The sequence below is a fragment of the Labrys sp. Lb11 genome (assembly GCF_057554225.1).
The window spans coordinates 604,916-625,989 of record NZ_BAAJOT010000002.1 but is presented as its reverse complement, the minus strand read 5'-3'; the positions used below and the strand labels follow the sequence as shown (position 1 = coordinate 625,989).

The 21,074-nt window shown below is 70.8% G+C and carries 15 protein-coding genes; 3 read left to right on the top strand and 12 right to left on the bottom strand.

Going from position 1 to position 21,074, the window contains the following annotated elements; all coding sequences use genetic code 11:
• The first annotated feature begins 2 nt into the window (after window positions 1-2).
• From addB to AC27L4_RS08040, 3 genes are all read left to right on the top strand, one after another.
• Window positions 3-3,104, top strand: coding sequence for a double-strand break repair protein AddB (gene addB / locus AC27L4_RS08050; protein ID WP_487141565.1), 3,102 nt, complete (start codon window positions 3-5; stop codon window positions 3,102-3,104).
• Window positions 3,101-6,559 carry a double-strand break repair helicase AddA gene (gene addA, locus AC27L4_RS08045; RefSeq protein ID WP_487141564.1) on the top strand — a complete coding sequence of 1,153 codons (3,459 nt, stop codon included), beginning with the start codon at window positions 3,101-3,103 and terminating at the stop codon, window positions 6,557-6,559. The genes addB and addA overlap by 4 nt, the downstream gene beginning before the upstream one ends.
• Window positions 6,560-6,639: 80 nt before the next feature.
• Window positions 6,640-7,608 (top strand): Tim44 domain-containing protein, encoded by a 969-nt coding sequence (locus AC27L4_RS08040; RefSeq protein WP_487141563.1) that lies wholly within the window; start codon window positions 6,640-6,642, stop codon window positions 7,606-7,608.
• 148 nt (window positions 7,609-7,756) lie between these two features.
• Here the strand turns inward: AC27L4_RS08040 and rpsA are convergent, their stop codons facing one another.
• The 12 genes from rpsA to AC27L4_RS07980 all read right to left on the bottom strand — a co-directional run bounded on the left by rpsA (window position 7,757) and on the right by AC27L4_RS07980 (window position 21,074).
• Window positions 7,757-9,454: a 30S ribosomal protein S1 gene (gene rpsA, locus AC27L4_RS08035; RefSeq protein WP_487141562.1), complete on the bottom strand. Its 1,698-nt coding sequence runs from the start codon at window positions 9,452-9,454 to the stop codon at window positions 7,757-7,759.
• Between the two features lie 308 nt (window positions 9,455-9,762).
• On the bottom strand, window positions 9,763-9,990 hold the full coding sequence (locus tag AC27L4_RS08030; RefSeq protein ID WP_487141561.1) for a hypothetical protein: 228 nt from the start codon (window positions 9,988-9,990) through the stop codon (window positions 9,763-9,765).
• Window positions 9,991-10,305: 315 nt separating this feature from the next.
• On the bottom strand, window positions 10,306-10,524 hold the full coding sequence (locus AC27L4_RS08025; protein WP_487141560.1) for a formate dehydrogenase subunit delta: 219 nt from the start codon (window positions 10,522-10,524) through the stop codon (window positions 10,306-10,308).
• Window positions 10,514-11,332 carry a formate dehydrogenase accessory sulfurtransferase FdhD gene (gene fdhD, locus AC27L4_RS08020; protein ID WP_487141559.1) on the bottom strand — a complete coding sequence of 273 codons (819 nt, stop codon included), beginning with the start codon at window positions 11,330-11,332 and terminating at the stop codon, window positions 10,514-10,516. Before fdhD ends, AC27L4_RS08025 begins: the two co-directional genes overlap by 11 nt.
• A 25-nt stretch (window positions 11,333-11,357) precedes the next feature.
• A complete protein-coding gene (gene fdhF, locus AC27L4_RS08015; RefSeq protein WP_487141558.1) occupies window positions 11,358-14,234 on the bottom strand; it encodes a formate dehydrogenase subunit alpha in 2,877 nt (958 codons plus the stop codon).
• 177 nt (window positions 14,235-14,411) lie between these two features.
• Window positions 14,412-15,968, bottom strand: coding sequence for a formate dehydrogenase beta subunit (locus AC27L4_RS08010; protein ID WP_487141557.1), 1,557 nt, complete (start codon window positions 15,966-15,968; stop codon window positions 14,412-14,414).
• Window positions 15,965-16,438, bottom strand: a complete 474-nt coding sequence (locus AC27L4_RS08005) for a formate dehydrogenase subunit gamma (RefSeq protein ID WP_487141556.1) — start codon at window positions 16,436-16,438, stop codon at window positions 15,965-15,967. Before AC27L4_RS08005 ends, AC27L4_RS08010 begins: the two co-directional genes overlap by 4 nt.
• Before the next feature lie 282 nt (window positions 16,439-16,720).
• A complete protein-coding gene (locus AC27L4_RS08000; protein ID WP_487141555.1) occupies window positions 16,721-16,975 on the bottom strand; it encodes a GlsB/YeaQ/YmgE family stress response membrane protein in 255 nt (84 codons plus the stop codon).
• Between the two features lie 83 nt (window positions 16,976-17,058).
• Window positions 17,059-17,958, bottom strand: coding sequence for an SMP-30/gluconolactonase/LRE family protein (locus tag AC27L4_RS07995; RefSeq protein ID WP_487141928.1), 900 nt, complete (start codon window positions 17,956-17,958; stop codon window positions 17,059-17,061).
• Window positions 17,959-18,064: 106 nt separating this feature from the next.
• A complete protein-coding gene (locus AC27L4_RS07990; RefSeq protein WP_487141554.1) occupies window positions 18,065-19,312 on the bottom strand; it encodes an enolase C-terminal domain-like protein in 1,248 nt (415 codons plus the stop codon).
• A gap of 47 nt (window positions 19,313-19,359) precedes the next feature.
• Entirely contained in the window at window positions 19,360-20,097 is a 738-nt protein-coding gene (locus AC27L4_RS07985; protein ID WP_487141553.1) for an ATP-binding cassette domain-containing protein, read from the bottom strand.
• Entirely contained in the window at window positions 20,097-21,074 is a 978-nt protein-coding gene (locus tag AC27L4_RS07980) for an ABC transporter permease (protein ID WP_487141552.1), read from the bottom strand. Before AC27L4_RS07980 ends, AC27L4_RS07985 begins: the two co-directional genes overlap by 1 nt.

The following is a 21,074-nucleotide window of genomic DNA, read 5'->3' as shown; positions in this document are numbered from 1 at the left end:
ACGTGGTACGCAGGCCGAACCTCTTCACGATCCCGCCCGGCGCGCCGTTCCTCGCGACGCTGGTCGACGCCCTGCTCGACGGCGTGCTGGTGCCGGGCTTTGCGCCGCGCGGCGACCCGCTGGCGCTGGCCTCCGCCACCCTGTTCCTGCCGACGCGGCGCTCGATCCGGGCGCTGCGCGCGGTGTTCCTGGAAAAGCTCGGCGGGGAGGCGGCGTTGCTGCCGCGCCTGCTCGCCCTGGGCGAAGTCGACGAGGCCGATGCCGCCTTCGACGCCGGCGCCGAGCCTCTCACCCTGCCCGAGCCGATCAGCGGCCTGGAGCGCCAGATCGCGCTCACCCGGTTGATCCTGGCCTGGAGCCGGAGCCTGCGCGGCGCGCTGCTGCCTGTCGCCGGCGAGGACGAGCCGCTGCTGATCCCCTCCTCCTCGGGCGACGCGGCGGCTCTGGCCGTGGAGCTTGGCCGCTTCATCGACGGCATGACCATCGAGCGCGTGCCGGCCGAGGCGCTGGAGACGCTCACCACCGAGCACCAGGGCCGCTACGACCGCTACTGGGACCTGACCATCCGCTTCCTGGAAATCGTCACGGCGCAATGGCCCGCCCATGTCGCGCAGCAGGGGCGCATCGACGCGAATGTGCGGCGCAACCTGCTGCTGGAGGCGGAAGTCCGGCGCTTCTCGGAAGGCGCGGCCGGACCGGTGATCGTCGCCGGCTCGACCGGCTCGATCCCGGCGACGCGCGACCTGATGCGGGCCGTCGCCGTAAACCCGCAGGGGGCGGTGGTGCTGCCGGGACTCGATTGCGACCTGGACGAGGCCTCCTGGCGGGCCATCACCGATGGCGACGGCGCGCCGGGCCATCCGCAGGCCGGCCTCAAGGCGCTGCTGGCGGCGATGGCGGCGGAGCGGGCGCTGGTGACGGTTCTCGGCCGGCTCGCACCGGCCAAGGCGGAACGCCAGCGCATCCTGTCCGATGCGCTGCGCCCGGCCGAGACCACGCATCTGTGGGCGGGGAATGCCGACCCCGGTCCCGCCGGCGGCGAGGACGCCTTCGCCGGCGTCGCTCTGGTGGAGGCGGCGAACGAGGCGGAGGAGGCGTCGGCCATCGCGCTTGCCCTGCGCGAGACGCTGGAGACGCCGGGGCGCCGCGCTGCGCTGATCACGCCCGACAGGGCCCTCGCCGCACGGGTGGCGGCGGAGCTCGGCCGCTGGGGCATCGAGGCCGACGACAGCGCCGGCCGCCCGCTGATCGCGACGCCGCCCGGGGTCTTTGCCCGGCTGGTCCTGGACGCGGCCCTGTCCGACTTCGCAGCGGTGCCCGTGCTGGCGCTGCTGAAGCATCCCTTCGCCACATTCGGCCTCGGCCGCGCAGCCGTGCGCCGCGCCACTCTGGCACTGGAGACCGGCGCGCTGCGCGGCCCGCAGCCGCCGCCCGGCATCGCCGGCCTGAGACAGGCGCTGGCGCTCGGCCATGCCGGCGCCGGCGGGCCGCATGTGCCGCGTCCGCGCCGGTTGCTGGATCGGGCCGACTGGGCCGCAGCCGGGGCTCTGCTGGATGCCCTGGACGCCGCCGTCGCGCCATTGCGCGCGGCGTTGCACCAGGCGGGCGCGGCGCCGGCCGCTCTCCTGTTCCGAGCCCATGTCGCCGCCGTCGAGGCTGCGGCGGCGGGTTCGACCCAACTTTACGGCCTGGACGCCGGCGAGGCCCTCGCGGGCTTCTTCGCCGAGCTTGCGGCGGTGCCGCCCGAGGCGCTCGACCTGCCGGTGGCGGAGTATCCCGGCCTGTTCGCCGCGCTGGCAGCCGGCCGCTCGGTGCGCGGCGGCGAGCCCCGCCATCCCGACGTCGCCATTTTCGGCCTCCTGGAAGCGCGCCTGATCCCGTTCGACCGCCTGATCCTCGGCGGCCTGGACGAAGGCGTCTGGCCGCCCGACGTGCGGGCGGATCCCTGGCTCAACCGGCCGATGCGGGCGGCGATCGGCCTTCCCGCGCCGGAGAAGCGCATCGGCCTCACCGCGCACGATTTCGAGCAGGCCTTCGGCGCCGACGACGTGATCGTGACGCGGGCCCTGAAGCGCGGCGGCGCACCGAGTGTCGCCGCCCGCTGGCTGCAGCGTCTCGCCGCCGCCCGGCCCGACATCCATGCGGCGATCGTCCGGCGCGGTGCGGTCTGGCGCGACCTCGCCGGCCGGCTGGACGCGCCGCGCCAGGCGCTGCCGGCGCTGCGCGCGCCTGAGCCGCGGCCGCCGCTGGCGCTGCGTCCTTCGTCCCTGTCGGTGACGCAGGTCGAGACGCTGGTGCGCGACCCCTACGCCGTCTACGCCCGCCATATCCTCGGCCTCGAGCCGCTCGACGACATCGCCACGCCGCCAGGCGCCGCCGACCGCGGCACGCTGATCCACGAGGCCGTCGCCGAATTCTCGGCGCTTTGCGCGGCCGGCGTGCCGGCGGATGCCGAAGCGCAGCTGCAGGCGATCGAGGCGCGCCTGTTCGCCGGGCTGACCGAGTATCCCGATGTCCAGGCCTTCTGGCGCCCGCGCTTCCAGCGCATCGCCGCCTTCCTGATCCGCTGGGAGCGGGAGCGGCGCGACCGGCTCGCCGACGTCTATTCCGAGATATCGGGCCGGGTGTCCTGGAGCACGGTGGCCGGGCGCATCTTCACCCTGAAGGCGCGGGCCGACCGGATCGAAGCCTGGCGCGACGGCGGCCAGGGCATCGTCGACTTCAAGACCGGGCAGCCGCCGACCAGCAAGCAGGTGCAGACGGGCCTGGCGCCGCAGCTCGCCCTGGAGGCGGCGATCCTGATGGGCGGCGGCTTTGCGACGGCTGCCGCCGGGCCGCTGGCCGGCCTCTCGATCGTGCGGCTGGCCGGCGACCAGGAAGGCGGGCGCGAGCGACCGATCGAATTCGAGGACGAGACCCTGGAGGAGGGCGCCGCACGTTCTCTCGCCCGGCTGAAGGGCTTGATCGACCGCTTCGAGAATCCGGCGACGCCCTATGCTTCCCGCCTGCACCCGATGTTCCGCAAGCGCTTCGTGGGCGACTACGACCATTTGGCGCGGGTGCGCGAATGGTCGCTGGCCGGCGAGGGGGAGGACGGGGAGTGAGCCGCCGGATCCCGCCGCTCACGATCGAGCGCCAGCGCCGCGCCTCCGATCCCGGCGTCTCGGCCTGGGTTTCGGCCAATGCCGGCTCGGGCAAGACCACGGTGCTGACGCGGCGGGTGGTGCGGCTGCTGCTGGCCGGGGCGGCGCCCTCGCGCATCCTGTGCCTGACCTTCACCAAGGCCGCGGCCGCCAACATGCAGAACCGCATCTTCCGCGACCTCGGCCGCTGGGCGCGCCTGCCCGACGCCGATCTGGGTCGCGAGATCGCCGCGATCGAGGGGCGGACACCCGACGCCGCCGGCCTGGCGCGGGCGCGGCGCCTGTTCGCGAGCGCGGTGGAGACGCCCGGCGGCCTCAAGCTCCTGACCATCCATGCCTTCTGCGAGCGCGTGCTGCACCTCTTCCCCTTCGAGGCGAACGTGCCGGCCCAGTTCTCGGTGCTCGACGATCGCGGCGCGGCCGAACTCCTGAACGGGTCGCGCGCGGCCATGCTGGTCGAGGCCAACCTCGCGCCCGAAGGCGAGCTCGGCCGGGCGATGGCGCGGGTGGTGGCGGAGGCTGGGGCGGAGGCCTTCGACCGGCTCGTGCTCGAGCTGACCGGCGAGCGCGAGGTGCTGCGCGCCATCCTGCGCAGGCACCGCTCGGCCGCCGGCGCCGCCGGCCGGCTGCGCCAGGCGCTGGGCCTTGCCGAGACGGAAACCGTCGCGGCTATCGGGCAGCGCATCCTCGAGGAAGGCCTGCCGGCCGCCGAGTGGCGCGCCATCGCCGCCGAGCTCCGGGCCGTCGGCGGCAAGACGCAGCTGGGCATGGCGGCAGCGTTCGAGGCCGCCTTCGCCGCGGCCGATGCGGGCGAGCGTCTCGACGCCTATGCCGGCATCTTTCTGACGAAGGAAGAGGCCCCGCGCGCGGTGCTGCTGACCCAGGACGGACGCAAGCGCCTGCCGGCCCTGGCCGAACGGCTCGACGCCGAGCAGGAGCGCGTCGCCGCCCTGGCCCCGCGCCGCCGCGCCGCGGCCTGCGTCGAGCGGTCGGAGGCGCTGCTGGTGCTGGCGCAGGGCCTGATCGACGGCTACGAGGCCGGCAAGCGCCGGCGTGCGGGGCTCGACTTCGACGACCTGGTGGCGCGGACGCTGACGCTGCTGCAGCGGGCCGGCGCGGACTGGGTGCTCTACAAGCTCGACCAGGGCATCGACCATATCCTGGTCGACGAGGCGCAGGACACCAGTCCCGAGCAGTGGCAGATCGTCGAGCTGCTGGCGGGCGAGTTCACCACCGGCGCGGGCGCCCGCGCCCTGCAGCGCACGCTGTTCGCGGTGGGTGACGAGAAGCAGTCGATCTACTCCTTCCAGGGGGCGGCGCCGGATGCCTTCGCCCGGATGCGCCGCAAGTTCGGCGGCCGCTTCCGCCAGGCCGAGCTGACGTTCGAGGAGATCGACCTCACCCATTCCTTCCGCTCGACCCGCGACGTGCTGGAGGCGGTCGATGCGGTGTTCGCCGATGTCGCCAACCGCCGGGGCCTGTCCTTCGACGACACGGCGACCGAGCATCCCACCGTCCGCGGCGAGGAGCCGGGGCGGGTCGAGGTCTGGCCGGTGGAGGTGCCGGACGCGGCGCCGGAGATCGAGGCCTGGGACGCCCCCTTCGACGAGACGCCGCAGTCGAGCCCGGCCGTCAAGGTGGCGCGGCGGGTGGCGCGCGAGATCAGGCGCCTGATCGACGAGGGCGACCCGGCCACCGGCGCGCGCTACCGGGCCGGCGACATGATGGTGCTGGTGCGCAGCCGCAACGCCGTGTTCGAAGCGGTGATCCGCGAGCTCAAGCTGCAGCGCGTGCCGGTCGCCGGCGCCGACCGGCTGGTGCTGACCGACCATATCGCCGTGATGGACCTGATCGCCCTGGCGCGCTTCGTGCTGGCGCCGCAGGACGACCTCACCCTGGCGGCGCTCCTGAAGACGCCGCTGGTCGGGCTGGACGACGAGGCGCTGATCCGCCTCGCGCCGGGCCGTGCCGGTTCGCTCTGGTCGGCGCTGACGGCGGCGGCCGAGCAGGATGCCGCCTGCCGCACCGCGCATCGCCGTCTCGCCGCCTGGGCCGACGAGGCCGCCTTCAAGTCGCCGACCGCCTTCTTCACCGACCTGCTGGCCCGCGACGGCGGCCGCCGGGCCATCCTGGCGCGGCTCGGACCGGAGGCGGTGGATGCGCTCGACGAATTCCTCAACGCGGCCGCCAACTACGAGCGAGCGGAGACGCCGAGCCTGCAGGGCTTCCTGGCCTGGCTTGCCGCGGCCGATGCGCAGGTCAAGCGCGACATGGACGTGGCGCGCGACGAGGTGCGCGTCATGACCGTGCACGGCGCCAAGGGGCTGGAGGCGAAGGTGGTGGTGCTGGCCGACACCTGCGGCACTCCTTCCGGCCGGCACGATCCGAAATTGTTCTTCCCGCCCGACCCGGCTTCGCCCCAGGGCGTGCCGCTCTTTGCCTGGTCCCCGAAGACCGCAGCCGACCCGCCGCTGGTGGCGGAGGAGCGGGCGCGGCTGCGCGCCGCTGCCGAAGGGGAGCACCGCCGCCTGCTCTACGTGGCGATGACCCGTGCCGAGGAGAGGCTGGTCGTCGCCGGCTTCGAGGGCAAGGCCCGACGCCGGCCCGGCAACTGGTACGACATGATCGCCGGGAGCCTGCGGGCCGGCGGAGCCCGGGAGGAGCCGATGCCCGGCGGCGAGGGGGCGCGGCTGGTCTGGGAGCGCGTGCCGCGTTCCGCCGTCGCCTCCGCCACGGCGCCGGCCGCGCCGGAGCCGGGACCCGAGCCGGCCTGGCTGCGCATGGCGGCACCGCCGCCGCGGCCGGCGGCGCTGACGCTGTTTCCTTCGGAGACGGCGCCGGCCGAGAGGGATGCGGTTGCGGTCGCTGCCTTGCGCGAGCGCGGCGGCGGCAGTTTCGCGGCCGATCGCGGCCGGCTGGCGCATCGTCTCCTGCAATCCCTGCCCGAGATCGCGCCGGCCGAGCGGACCGCGGCCGCCCGCCGCTTCCTGGCGCAGGCCGCGCCCGAGGCGGCGGCGGAGCACGACGCGCTGGTGGCGGAGATCACCGGCATTCTCGGCGATCCGGCCTTTGCGCCGCTGTTCGCTCCGGGCGGGCGGGCGGAAGTGCCGATCACCGGCTGCCTGCAGCGGCCGCACGGACCGGATTTCGCCGTGTCCGGCCGGATCGACCGGCTGTGGATCGGGGCCGGGGCGGTGCTGATCGTCGACTTCAAGACCAGCCGCGACCCGCCGGCGACGCTGGCCGAAGCCCCGGCGGACGCGGTGGCGCAGCTGGCGCTCTACCGTGCCCTGCTCGCGCGGCTCTATCCCGCCCATGCCGTGCGGGCCGCCCTGGTCTGGACGGCCGTGCCGGCGCTGATGGAGCTGCCGGCGGCGATGCTGGACGCGGCGCTGGCCAGGGTGCTGGCACCATAGCACCGCCGAGCGCCGGTGCTGCAAAAGATCGACAGGCTCCCCATATGCCTGCAATAAGACCCGTCCCTTCCCCGGAGGCAATGACTCTCGTGACCAAGTTCCGGTCCCTGGCGGCGGCACTCGCCGTCTTCTTCGCGGCGAGCGCGGTCGCCATCGACGACGCCGACGCCCGCCGCGCCGCCGGCGGCTTCGGCAGCCGCGGCGCCCGCACCTACTCGGCGCCGCCGCCGACGCCGACGGCTCCTCGAACCGCCGCACCGATCGACCAGAGCACGACGCCACGTCCGCCCGCCGCGGCTCCATCCGCCCCGACGGCGGCGCCGCAGGCCGTGCCCCGGCCGAGCCTGCTCGGCGGCGGCCTGATGCGCGGCCTGGTGATCGGCGGCCTGATCGGCCTCCTGTTCGGCCAAGGCTTCGGCGGCCTCGCCGGCGTCCTCGGCCTCATGCTGCAGGTCGGCCTGATCGCGCTCGCCGCCATGCTGGTGATGCGGTTCCTGGCCGCCCGCCGCCAGGCGAACCCGGCCATGGCCGGCTCGTCCTATCGCGTCGCCCCCGAAGCCGGCGCCGGCAACCGGCCGTCGGGCCTCGGCGGCGGCCTGTTCGGCATGGCGGCGCCGGCGCCGGCCACCCGCAAGCCGAAGGACGAGATCGGTATCGGCCAGCGCGACCTCGATACGTTCGAGCGCCTGCTCGGCGAGATCCAGACGGCCTATGGCCACCAGGACCGCGCCGCCCTGGCGGTGCGCAGCACTGCCGAGGTCAGCGCTTATTTCAACCAGGAGCTCGACGACAATGCCGCCCGCGGCCTGACCAACGAGGTCGCCGACGTGAAGCTGCTGCAGGGCGACCTGGCCGAAGCCTGGCGCGAGGGCCAGGCGGAGTATGCGACGGTCGCCATGCGCTATCAGAGCATCGACGCGGTGCGCGACCGCTCGGGCCGTGTCGTCGCGGGCAACGCCGACCGTCCGACGGAGGCCACCGAGGTGTGGACCTTCGTGCGCGACCGCGGCTCGGACTGGAAGCTGTCCGCCATCCAGGAAGCGGCCTGACCGAACGAAGCGCAAAACCCCTCTCCCGGGAGGAGAGGAGGTCTCGGCGCCTTCCCATCAAGCAAAAACCCGCGCCGGTCGCCCGGCGCGGGTTTTCGTTGGGGAGACGGCGGAGCCAATCCGCGGGATCGGCTCCGCCCGCTGTCCCTTACTTCTTCTCGTTGCGGGCGCGCAGCGCCGCGCCGAGGATGTCGCCGAGCGAAGCGCCGGCGTCGGACGAGCCGTACTGGGCGATCGCTTCCTTCTCCTCGGCCATTTCCAGCGCCTTGATCGAGACCTGGACCTTGCGGGCCTTGCGGTCGAACTGGATGACGCGGGCGTCGACCTTCTCGCCGGGGGCGAAGCGCTCGGGGCGCTGGTCGGCGCGGTCGCGGGCCAGATCGCCGCGGCGGATGAAGGCGGTCAGGTCGGTGCCGGCGATCTTGACGTCGATGCCGCCTTCCTTGACCTCGACCACCTCGCAGGTGACGACCTGGTTCTTCTTCAGCTCGCCGGCGTCGACGAAGGGATCACCCGCCAGCTGCTTGATGCCCAGCGAGATGCGCTCCTTCTCGATATCGACGTCGAGAACGACGGCCTTGACAAGGTCGCCCTTCTTGAACTCGTCGATGACCTGCTCGCCCGGACGGTTCCAGTCGAGGTCGGAGAGATGGACCATGCCGTCCACGTCGCCGTCCAGGCCGATGAACAGGCCGAACTCGGTCTTGTTCTTGACCTCGCCCTCGACGACGCTGCCGGTGGGATGGGCCTCGGCGAAGTCGCTCCACGGATTGCTCAGGGTCTGCTTCAGGCCCAGAGAGATGCGCCGCTTGATCGGATCGACCTCGAGGATCTGCACTTCCACTTCCTGCGAGGTCGAGACGATCTTGCCGGGGTGGACGTTCTTCTTGGTCCACGACATCTCGGAGACGTGGATGAGGCCTTCGATGCCCGGCTCCAGCTCCACGAAGGCGCCGTAGTCGGTGATGTTGGTGACGCGGCCCTTGAACTGGGCCTGGATCGGGTACTTCGCCTCGATGCCCAGCCACGGATCGGCCTGGAGCTGCTTCATGCCCAGCGAGATGCGGTGCGTCTCGTGGTTGATCTTGATGATCTTGACCTTGACCTGCTGGCCGATGGTCAGAAGCTCGGTCGGGTGGTTGACGCGGCGCCAGGCGATGTCGGTGACATGCAGCAGGCCGTCGATGCCGCCGAGGTCGACGAACGCACCGTAGTCGGTGATGTTCTTGACCACGCCGTCGACCGTCTGGCCCTCTTCGAGGTTCTGGACGATCTCGTGACGCTGCTCGGCGCGGCTTTCCTCCAGCACGGTGCGGCGGGAGACGACGATGTTGCCGCGGCGCCGGTCCATCTTCAGGATCTGGAAGGGCTGCGGGATGTTCATCAGCGGGCCGACGTCGCGGACCGGGCGGATGTCCACCTGGGAGCGCGGCAGGAAGGCCACGGCGCCGTCGAGGTCGACGGTGAAGCCGCCCTTGACCTGGTTGAAGATGACGCCCTCGACCTTCTCGTTGGCCTCGAACGACTTCTCCAGCTTGACCCAGCTCTCCTCGCGGCGGGCCTTGTCGCGCGAGATCACGGCCTCGCCGAGAGCATTCTCGATGCGCTCGAGATAGACCTCGACGATGTCACCGACCTTGATGCCGTTCTCACGGCCGGGGCCATTGAATTCCTTGAGGGCGACGCGGCCTTCGGTCTTCAGGCCCACGTCGATGACGGCGAGGTCCTTCTCGATGGCGACGACGGTGCCCTTGATGACGGAGCCCTCGGCGGCGTCGGCGGTGCCGAAGGACTCGTCCAGCATTGCGGCGAAATCTTCGCGCAGTGCGTCAGCGTGTGCGGACATACAGGTTTCCTGGCGCCGGCTGGTTGGTGTTGATCATCGCTCCAGCCGCACGGCACGGGGGCTCCTCTTCGAGGAGGCAACCCGCGACGGCGCGCCCCTGGTCTTCAGGCGGCGGAGCCGGCCGGCGCAAGGCCCGCAAGGCAGGAACGTCTTTCCATTGCTCGTCCGGGGGCCGGCTCGGAGGGCGCCTGCGCCTCTCCAAAACGGACAACGCCCCATGACCGCGGGATCATGGGGCAACCCGGAACGGGCGCTTCCTTAGCAATATGCCGGGCCTTCGGCAAGGGTGCCGGCGGCCCGGAGCGCAATCAGGCGTTGGAACGCACCAGGCGCTTGATCGGGATGCTGGGACGGCCGGACTTCTCGGCGATGTCGCGGTCCTGATCGATGAGGAACTGCAGCACCTTGGCGTCGCCGTCGAGGTCGCGGACGATCTCGCCGGGAACGCGCCGGTTGGAACGGCGGGAATCGTCCTCATAGATGACGTCGAACAGCACGAACGCGCTGTCGAGCGGCTTGGATTTCTTGCGGGCCATGGGTGTCCGATCCTGGAAAAGACGCCAGGGCGCAAAAACGACGGAGCGCTCGCTCGAGCCGCTCCCGCGCGCTGCCTGGCAGCTAGCCGATGGCGCGTAAATAGGCGGCCGCGGCCGGCAGGGCAAGCTTCTGCAGGGAATGGCTGCTATGAGCGGCAGGTGGGATGGTGTGATGGCTGTCCCGCCGCGCGCCAAGACGCTGGGCTGGCGGGTGTCCTATCGGAAGGCGCGGCAAGCCCCGATGCCCCGGTGCGATGTCGCCGGCGATCCCTCGCTCGCAAGCGAATGGGCCGGGAAGCCGAGCCAGTGCAGGCCCTAGGCGGCCTTGACCCGCAGGGTTTCCAGCGCCTGGCGCACCAGCGGGTCGAGGCCCGCGCCGCCGGCGTCGAGGTGGGCGAAGATGGCGTTGCGCATGCGCGGTTCCCAGAACTTGCGGATGTGCTCGGCGATGCCAGGCACGGCCTGCGTCTGCCCTTGGGAGGCGAAGAACTTGCCGATCTGGTTCGCCATCATCACGAGCTTGTCAGGCGACATGGGACAGGGACTCCGGAGCGATGCGGTCGGGGTGGGTGAAGATCTCGAAGCCGTCGCCGCGGGCGATGCCGACCAGGGTGATGCCCGCGGCCTCGGCGGTGCGGATGGCGAGGGCCGTCGGCGCGGACACGGCGATGATGACGGAGGCGCCGGCCACGGCGGTCTTCTGCACCATCTCCACCGAGACGCGGCTGGTCAGCAGCACAAGGCCCTGCGCCGTGTCCGTGTCGGACCGGGCGAGCGCGCCGACGAGCTTGTCGAGGGCGTTGTGGCGGCCGACGTCCTCGCGCACGGCGACGAGGCCGTTGGCGCGGGTCCAGAAGGCGGCGGCGTGCACCGCCCGGGTCTCGTGGTTGAGGCTCTGGGCCGGGGCGAGCGCCGCCAGGGCGGTCTCGATGTCGGCCGGGGTGAAGCGGACGTCCGCCGCGACGCCACGCGGCGTGCGCGTCGCCTCGGTCAGGCTGTCGATGCCGCACAGGCCGCAACCGGTGGGGCCGGCGATGCGCCGGCGGCGGCCGGCGAGAGCCTTGGCCCGGGAGTCCTTCAGCCAGAGGCGAAGCTCGATGCCGTTGTCATGCTCGACGGCCTCGAAATCCTCGATGTCGTCGAGGGCGCCGATCACGCCCTCGGTCAGCGAGAAGCCGGCGGCGAAATCCTCCAGGTCGGTCGGGCTGCCCATCATCACCGCATGGGAGCCGCCGTCATAGACCAGGGCAAGCGCCGTCTCCTCGGGGACCGCGCGGATCCCCTCGGCGAGGATGCCGCCCCGGAAGGCGAGGCGGCGGACGCGTTGCACGGGAGCCGGCATCAGCGGAACCTCGCCGCGGCGACCGTCACTCTGCCGCTTCCGGCAGGGTGATGCGGCGCGAATTCTTGGCCATGGCTTCGTACTCCTCCTGCCAGGCGGTCGGGCCGTTGGAGGGCATCACCTGCACGGCCGTGACCTTGTATTCCGGACAGTTGGTCGCCCAGTCGGAATAATCGGTGGTGATGACGTTGGCCTGAGTCGTCGGGTGGTGGAAGGTGGTGTAGACGACGCCCGGAGCGACGCGCTCGGTGATGGTGGCGCGCAGCGAGGTCGAGCCGGAGCGGCTCTCGAGCTTGATCCAGTCGCCCTCGCGGATGCCGCGCTGCTCGGCGTCGTGCGGATGGATCTCCAGGAGATCCTCGGGGTGCCACATCGAGTTGTCGGTGCGCCGGGTCTGGGCGCCGACATTGTACTGGCTGAGGATGCGGCCGGTGGTGAGCAGCAGCGGGAAGCGGGCGCCGGTGCGCTCGTCCGTCGGGATGTATTCGGTGATCATGAAGCGGCCCTGACCGCGCACGAAATGGCCGATATGCATGATCGGCGTGCCCTCCGGCGCCTTTTCGTTGCAGGGCCACTGCACCGAGCCGAGCTCCTCCAGCTTCTCGAAGGAGACGCCGGCGAAGGACGGGGTCAGGCGGGCGATCTCGTCCATGATCTCCGACGGGTGGCCGTAGCGCATGGGATGGCCGAGCGCCTCCGCCAGCAGCAGCGTCACCTCCCAGTCGGCATAGCCGGCCTTCGGCGCCATCACCTTGCGCACGCGCTGGATGCGGCGCTCGGCATTGGTGAAGGTGCCGTCCTTCTCCAGGAAGGTGGAGCCGGGCAGGAAGACATGGGCGTAGTTGGCGGTCTCGTTCAGGAACAGGTCCTGGACGATGACGCATTCCATCGCCGAAAGCCCGGCCGTGACGTGATGGGTGTCGGGGTCGGACTGGACGATGTCCTCGCCCTGCACGTAGAGGCCCTTGAACGAGCCGTCGACCGCGGCATCGAACATGTTGGGAATGCGCAGGCCCGGCTCCTTGTCGAGCTTGGCGCCCCAGAACTCCTCGAACATGGTGCGCACGCTGTCGGTGCCGATGTGGCGATAGCCCGGCAGCTCGTGCGGGAAGGAGCCCATGTCGCAGGAGCCCTGCACGTTGTTCTGGCCGCGCAGCGGGTTCACGCCGACGCCGTTGCGGCCGAGGTTGCCGGTGGCCATGGCGAGGTTGGCGATGGCCATCACCGTGGTCGAGCCCTGGCTGTGCTCGGTGACGCCGAGGCCGTAATAGATCGAGCCGTTGCCGCCGGTGGCATAGAGCCGGGCCGCGTCGCGCACGTCGGCCGCCTTGACGCCCGTGTACTTCTCCACCGCCTCGGGGCTGTGGCGCGGATCGGAGACGAACTCGGCCCAGGCCTGGAACGCCTCCATGTCGCAGCGCTCGCGCACGAAGGCCTCGTCGACCAGGCCTTCGGTGACGATGACATGGGCCAGCGCCGTCAGCATGGCGACGTTGGTGCCGGGCTTGAGCGGCAGGTGATGGTCGGCCTCGATATGGGCGGAGCGGACGATGTCGGTCCGGCGCGGGTCGATGACGATCAGCCGGGCGCCGGCGCGCAGGCGCTTCTTCAGGCGCGAGGCGAAGACGGGGTGGCCGTCGGTCGGGTTGGCGCCGATGATCAGGACGACGTCGGTCTCCTCGACCGAGTCGAAGTCCTGGGTGCCGGCGGAGGTGCCGAAGGTCTGGCCGAGGCCGTAGCCGGTCGGCGAATGGCAGACGCGGGCGCAGGTGTCGACATTGTTGTTGCCGAAGCCGGCGCGGATCAGCTTCTGCACCAGGAAGGTCTCCTCGTTGGTGCAGCGCGAGGAGGTGATGCCGCCGATGGAGTCCTTGCCATACTGGGCCTGGATGCGCCTGAGCTCGGAGGCGGCGTGGGCGATGGCCTGCTCCCAGCTCACTTCCTGCCAGGGATCGGTGATCTTCGAGCGGATCATCGGCTTGAGGATGCGCTCCTTGTGGGTGGCATAGCCCCAGGCGAAGCGGCCCTTGACGCAGGAATGGCCGCGATTGGCCTTGCCGTCCTTGTAGGGCACCATGCGCACCAGCTCCTCGCCGCGCATCTCGGCCTTGAAGGCGCAGCCGACGCCGCAATAGGCGCAGGTGGTGACGACCGAGTGCTCGGGCTGGCCGATCTCGATCACCTTCTTCTCCGTCAGCGTCGCCGTCGGACAGGCCTGGACGCAGGCGCCGCAGGACACGCATTCGGACTCGAAGAAGGCCTCGCCCATGCCCGGCGAGACGCGGCTGTCGAAGCCGCGGCCGGAAATGGTCAGCGCAAAGGTGCCCTGCACCTCCTCGCAGGCGCGGACGCAGCGCGAGCAGACGATGCACTTGGCCGGGTCATAGTTGAAATAGGGGTTGGAGCCGTCCTGCGGCATCCAGTTCTCGTTGGCCTCGCCGCCCATCTTGGCGAAGACGTGGTTCTCGCCCTCGTAGCCGTAGCGCACCTCGCGCAGGCCGACCTGGCCGGCGACGTCCTGCAGCTCGCAGTCGCCGTTGGCGGCGCAGGTCAGGCAGTCGAGCGGGTGGTCGGAGATGTAGAGCTCCATCACGCCCTTGCGGATGTCGTGCAGGCGCCGGGTCTGGGTGTGGACCACGAGGCCGGCCGCGACCGGCGTGGTGCAGGAGGCGGGCGTGCCGGCGCGGCCCTCGATCTCGACCAGGCACATGCGGCAGGAGCCCCAGGCATCCATCATGTCGGTGGCGCAGAGCTTGGGGATCTGCGTGCCCATCTCCATGGCGGCGCGCATGATCGAGGTTCCCTCGGGCACCGTCACCGAGACGCCGTCGATGGTCAGCGTCACCGTCTTCCCGGACTTCGAGAGCGGCGTGCCGTAATCGATTTCATGGACGAGAGACATGGCGGTACCCTCAGAATGCAAGAGGCTGGACGAGACGCTGTCTCGAAGCGGGGTGCGGCATTGCGGTCATCCCAGCCCGCGGCGGGCAGGGAGAATGGGGGCCGGTCGCCTCTCCCGGCGGCGAGGAGGGCAGGCTCGTGCGTCGAGCCTCGAAGTCCCGGATGCGGTTCGCCGTCGTCATTCCGCCGCCACCCGATAGGGCGTGACGTCGAAGTCCTCCGGGAAGTGCCGGATGGCGGAGAGCACGGGATAGGGCGTGAAGCCGCCGAGGGCGCAGAGCGAGCCGAACTTCATGGTCTGGCAAAGGTCCTCGACGACGGCGATGTTCCTGGCCACGTCCTGCCCGGCGATGATCTTGTCGATGGTCTCGACGCCGCGGACCGCGCCGATACGGCAGGGCGTGCATTTGCCGCAGGATTCGATGCCGCAGAACTCCATGGCGAAGCGCGCCTGGCGCTTCATGTCGACGGTGTCGTCGAACACGACGATGCCGCCATGGCCGATCAGGCCGTCGCGCCCGGCGAAGGCCTCGTAGTCGAACGGCGTGTCGAACAGGGCACGGGGGAAATAGGCGCCGAGCGGGCCGCCGACCTGGACGGCGCGCACCGGGCGGCCGGAGAGCGTACCGCCGCCGAAATCGTCGACCAGCTCGCCGAGGGTGACGCCGAAGGCGATCTCGACCAGGCCGCCATGGCGGATGTTGCCGGCGAGCTGCACCGGCATGGTGCCGCGCGAGCGGCCCATGCCGAAGTCGCGGTAATGGTCGGCGCCCTTGGCCAGGATGATCGGCACCGAGGCGAGGGAGAGCACGTTGTTGATGACGGTCGGCCGTTCGAACAGGCCCTTGTGCGCCGGCAGCGGCGGCTTGGCCCTGACGGTGCCGCGCTTGCCCTCGATGCTCTGCAGCAGCGAGGTCTCCTCGCCGCAGACATAGGCGCCGGCGCCGACCCGCACTTCCATGTCGAAGGCATGGGCCGAGCCGAGCACGCTTGCGCCGAGCACGCCGCCTCGCCGGGCGGCCAGGATCGCCGCCTCCATGGCCGCGACGGCATGGGGGTACTCGGAGCGGATATAGACGAAGCCCTTGGCGGCGCCGGTGGCGATGCCGGCGATGGCCATGCCCTCGATCAGGCAGAAGGGGTCGCCTTCCATCAGCATGCGGTCGGCGAAGGTGCCGCTGTCGCCCTCGTCGGCGTTGCAGACGATGTATTTGCGGTCGGCCCCGGCGTCGGCCACGGTCTTCCACTTGATGCCGGTCGGGAAGCCGGCGCCGCCGCGGCCGCGCAGGCCCGACTTGGTCACTGTGTCGATGATCGCCGCCGGGCCGATCTCCAGCGCCTTCTCCAGGCCTTCGAGGCCGCCATGCGCGCGGTAGTCGTCGAGCGAGCGCGGGTCGACGATGCCGGTGCGGGCCATGGTCAGGCGGGGCTGGCGCTTGAGGAAGGGCAGCTCCTCCGGCCGGCCGATGCGCAGGGCATGCTCGCCCGTGCCGGTGAAGGCATCGAGCAGGCTCGCGGCGTCGGCCGGCGTCGCCGGGCCGTAGCCGATGCGGCCGGCCCCGGTGGCGAGCTCGACCAGCGGCTCCAGCCAGTGGAGGCCGCGCGAGCCGGTGCGGGTGATCTCCAGCTCGAGGCCCCGGGCCAGCGCCGCGACCTTGAGCGCGGCCGCGACCTCGTCGGCGCCGACGGCGAGCGCGCCGGCATCGCGGGGAATGAAGAGGTGCAGCCTGGTCATCGCAGCGTCTCCGTCAGGATCGCGTCGAGGCGCTTCTCGTCGAGCCTCGCCACGACGCGGTCGTCGATCAGGGCCGCCGGGGAGAGGGAGCACAGGCCCAGGCAATAGACCGGTTCCAGGGTGACGCGGCCGTCCGGCGAGGTTTCGCCGAAGCCGATGCCGAGCCTGGCCTCCAGGTGGTCGGCCAGCCGTTCGCAGCCGGCGGCCTGGCAGGACTCGGCCCGGCACAGCTTGACGACGTGGCGGCCGGCCGGCTCGCGGCGGAAATCATGGTAGAAGGTGACGACGCCGTGCACCTCGGCGCGCGACAGGTTCAGCGCGTCGGCGACCATGGGCACGGCCGGCTCCGGCACATAGCCGAAGGCTTCCATGAAGCCGTGCAGGATGGGCAGCAGCGGCCCCTCGCGCTCCTTGCCGGCCTCGATGATGGCGGCGGCCCGCTCGGCGGTCCAATCCTCGTATGCGTGCATGTCCGGCCTCTTTCGAGAGGTTCTAAGCGGCGACCATGCGTGGCTGGGTGGGGGGAATCAAGAAAGCAGCTTCGTCATACGATAGAAATTTTCTATTGAGATGCGCCAATCTCATCGAAACGATCGGTTAAATAGCCATTTTCCGACGTTGCAAATCGTTTTCGTCGTGGAAAAACAACAAAAGATCGCGATTGCGAAGAAAAAAATTTCACTGACCCGCGGCCGGCCGCATCCGGTCGGCTGCGGGAATGTCGCCTCGGAGCCTGACTTGAACGTCGGCTCTCAGGCTCGCTTGATCAGCCGGATAATCAACAGGAGGATGATGGCGCCGATCGCCGCGGCGATGATCGCCCCGACGATGCCGCCGCCGAGGGACAGCCCGAGACGGGGGAAGAGGTAGCCGGCGATGAGGGCGCCGACGACGCCGACCGCGAGGTCGCCGACCAGTCCGAAACCGCCGCCCCTGACGACCTGTCCGGCGATCCAGCCGGCGACGATGCCGACGATGAGGAAGATAAGCAGGCTTTCCACGCCCATGGTTCGCGCCTCCGATGCGGTTGACGTGCTCGAGATAGTGGGGTGACGGGCCGAAATGACAAGGGATCTCGGATGCCGGGCCGTCAGCCGGCGAAGCGCCGCTCCGGCCGGCCCCGCACGCCGGCATCGACGGCGAACACCGCGCCCTCCAGCGGATGGGCGGCGAGATGCGCGTCCGTCATGGTGAAGCGGGCCGAGGTGACGTAGAGCGTCCCGAGATCCGGGCCGCCGAAGGCGCAACTCGTCGGCCAGGAGCAAGGCAGCTCGACCAGGCGGTCGAGCCGGCCGTCCGGCGCGATGCGGGCGATGCAGCTGCCGCCGGCGACGCGGCAGTTCCACAGATGGCCCTCGGCATCCAGGCAGGAGCCGTCGGGGAAGCCGCGGTCGAGGCCTTCGAACAGCGTCCGGCGCCGGCCGAGCGAGCCTCCGTCGGGGTCGACGGGATAGGCGTAGATCGCATTGGCCAGCGTGTCGGCGGTCAGGAAGCGGCCGTCATCGGTCCAGGCCATGGTGTTGGCGATGCCGAAACGGTCGTCCGACAGCGTCGTCACCGTTCCATCGGGGGCGACGCGGTGGAGCCGGCCCCGGGGCGCCGTGATGTCCCTGGGGCTGCCGTCGGGGCGGAGGTTGTTCTGCATGGTGCCGACCCAGTAGGAGCCGTCGGGGGCGACGCAGCCCTCGTTCAGGCGATTGTCCGGCTCGTCCGGCTCGGGCACGGCGAGGGTGCGGAAGTCGCCGCCGAAGTCCCACAGGGCGACGCGCCGGGTGAGGCCGACGATGGCGCCGCCGTCCTCGCGCAGGCCGATCGAGGTCGGGAACTCCGGCGTCGGCCAGATCTCGTGGCGGCCGTCCGCCAGTGCCAGGCGATGGATGCGCCGGCCGACGATGTCGACCCAGACCAGTGCGTTGCGGCGCTCGTCATGGATCATGCTCTCGCCGCAGATGTCCTGCGCCTCGACCAGGCAGGTGACGGGGGCGGGCAGCGTCATGGGTTTCCTCCTGCTGTGCCGGGCCGGCGGACCCCGGATGGGAGCCGGCCGGACGGTCCGCGCCGCAACGGCTCCTCGGGCCGCCGCGGCCTCTGCCTTGTCAATAGCGCACCGGCCTCGTGTCGTCCGGGTCCGCCCATCGCGTGTTCGGCAGCAGGGGGAACCAGTCCGGCCGGGCGGGATCGCGGTCATAGGTGTAGCCGCCGAGCGACTTGTACAGGTCGGCATACCGGCCGAGCTTGTCGCGGTCGAGCTCGACGCCGAGGCCGGGGCCGGTCGGCACTGCGATGGCGCCGCCCCGGTACTGCATCGGGCCGCCGACGATGACGTCGTCGACGAGGTGGTGGTAGTGGGCGTCGGCCTTGAAGGCGAGGTTGGGCACCACCGCGCCCATGTGCAGCATGGAGGCGAGCTGGATGCCGAGCTCGCCGGAGGAGTGCACGGCGACGCCGAGCTGGAAGGTCTCGCACACGCCCGCCGCCTTGATGCAGGGCCGGATGCCGCCCCAGAAGGTGGTGTCGAGCAGGATGACGTCCACCGCCGGGTTGAGGATGTTGGCGGCGAGTTGCTCGAAATTGATCACCACCGTGTTGGTGGCGAGCGGGATGCGCACGCCCTCGCGCACCCGGCGCATGCCGTTGAGGCCCCAGGTCGGATCCTCGTAATAGTCGTTGTTGAGGTCCTCGATCGCCCGGCCGAAGCGCAGGGCCTCCTCGACGCTGAAGGCGGCGTTGGGGTCGTAGCGCACGCTGTCGGAGCCGAGCGCCTTGGCCCAGGCCCGGTAGACTTCCAGCTCGTAGGCGGGCGGGAACACGCCGCTCTTGAGCTTGTGCGAGGTGAAGCCGCACTTCTGCTTCAGCGCCAGCGTGTCGGCGATGAGCTGGTCGGCGGTGCGCACCTCGCCCTTGCCGGTCTCCTGGTTGGGATGGCGGAAGAACATGTAGCTGGCAAAGGGGACCTCGTCGCGCACCTTGCCGCCGAGCAGGTCGCAGGCCGGCACGCCGAGCGTCTTGCCGATGATGTCGATGCAGGCGAACTCCAGCGCCGCGTGCAGCTGGGTGCGGTTGTTGTAGAGGCTGGCTGTCGGATTGGTGATCTTGAAGCGCATGGCCTCGAGCTCGAACGGGTCGTGGCCGACGAGATAGGTCTTGAGGCCGCGGAACGCGGCCTCCGCGCTCTCGCCGCCGCCGCCCATCTCGCCCAGGCCGATCAGGCCGGTGTCGGTCTCGACCTCGACGATCGTGCGCACGAAGCGGCCCCAATGCGCGCCGTTGGAGTGGCGCAGCGGCGCCTCGAGCGGCACGGTGACGGTGGTGGCGCGGATGTCGGTGATCTTCGGACGTTTCATCGGGGCAGCGTTCCGGCTGGGGTGGTCGGGGAGCGGCGGGGAGGGGCTCAGCTGATGAGCCGGGTCATCTCCTCGACGCTGGTGTCGTCGCGGGCGACGTCGGCGATCTTCTCGCCGCGCGCCATGATCACGATCCGGTCGGCGATCGGATGGATGTGGTGCAGGTTGTGGCTGATGAAGATGCTGGTGACGCCCTGTCCGCGCAACTCGACGACATGGTCCAGCACCTTGTTGGTCTCCTTGACCGAGAGGTGGTTGGTCGGCTCGTCGAGGATCAGCACCTTGGAGCGGAAATGCATGGCCCGGGCGATGGCGACACCCTGGCGCTGGCCGCCGGAGAGCGCCTTGACCGGCACGTCCGGCCCGCGCAGATGCAGGCCGACGCCTTTCAGACCCTCGATCGCCTCGGCCCGCATCCGGTCGGCATCGACGACGCCGAAGCCGCGCCGGCCCCATTTCAGCAATTCGCGGCCGATGAAGAAGTTCTGGGCGATGGTCATCTCCGGCACCATGGCGGTGTACTGGTAGATGGTCTCGATGCCGAGCTCCATGGCGGCGCGCGGGCCGGTGATCCGCACCGGGCGGCCGTCGACGACGATCTCGCCTTCGTCATGCGGGTGCACGCCCGACAGGATCTTGATCAGGGTCGACTTGCCGGCGCCGTTGTCGCCGACCAGGCCGATCACCTCGCCCTTGCCGACGTCGAAGTCGACATTCTTGAGGGCGTGCACCGCGCCGTACCATTTCTGCAGTCCGCGGCAGCGGATCAGGGGCTCGCTCGTCATCAGTGCCCCCTGCCGCCTTCGGCGTGCCGGCGCACGCGGGTGTTGAGGACGACGGCGACGACGATCATGGCGCCGACGGCGAACATGAACCAGTTGGCATTGATGCCGCCGAGGATGAGGATGTTCTCGATGATCGCCGTCAGCAGCACGCCGACGATCGCCCCGCTCACCGAGCCGATGCCGCCGGTGAGGGCGACGCCGCCGATGACCGCGGCGGCGATCACCTGCAGCTCCAGGCCGGTGCCGAGATTGGGCACGATCACCTTGATGCGGAAGCTCTGGATGATGCCGGCCAGTCCCGCCAGGGTCGAACACAGCACGAAGCAGACGGTCTTCACCCGGCGGATGTCGATGCCCATGTCGCGCGCCGCCTGGGGATGTCCGCCGGTGGCATAGACCCAGGCGCCGAAATCGGTGCGACGCATGACGAAGCCGAGCAGGGCGGCGATGGCGATCATGTAGAAGATGGAGGCGCGCGGCGTGACGCCGAGCATGTCGAGCCGCCCGACCAGCCATTCCACCGGCGCCTCGCGCGGGAAGATCGGCGGGAAGCCGCCGGCCACGACGATGGCGATCGAGCGCACCATGAACATCATGCCGAGGGTGGCGATGAAGGAGGGAATGCCGAGCCGCAGCGTGATCCAGGCATTGGCGAAGCCGACGGCCGCGGCGACGCCGAGGCCCGCCAGGATGGCCAGCGGCATCGGCAGGCCGCCGAGCGTCATCAACAGCACCGTCACCATCGGCGACAGGCAGAACACCGAGCCGACCGACAGGTCGAACTCGCCGGCGATGATCAGGATGGTGACGCCGATGGCGGCGATGGCCAGCTCCGGGATCGGCTGGAGGTAGACGGTGACGTTGCCGGGCGCGGCGAAGCGCGGATTGACGAAGCTGAACACCAGGCAGAGCAGGACGAACAGGGCGAGGGCCGAAATCTCGGGCCGCGCCAGCAGGCGCCGCGGCAGCGATGACAT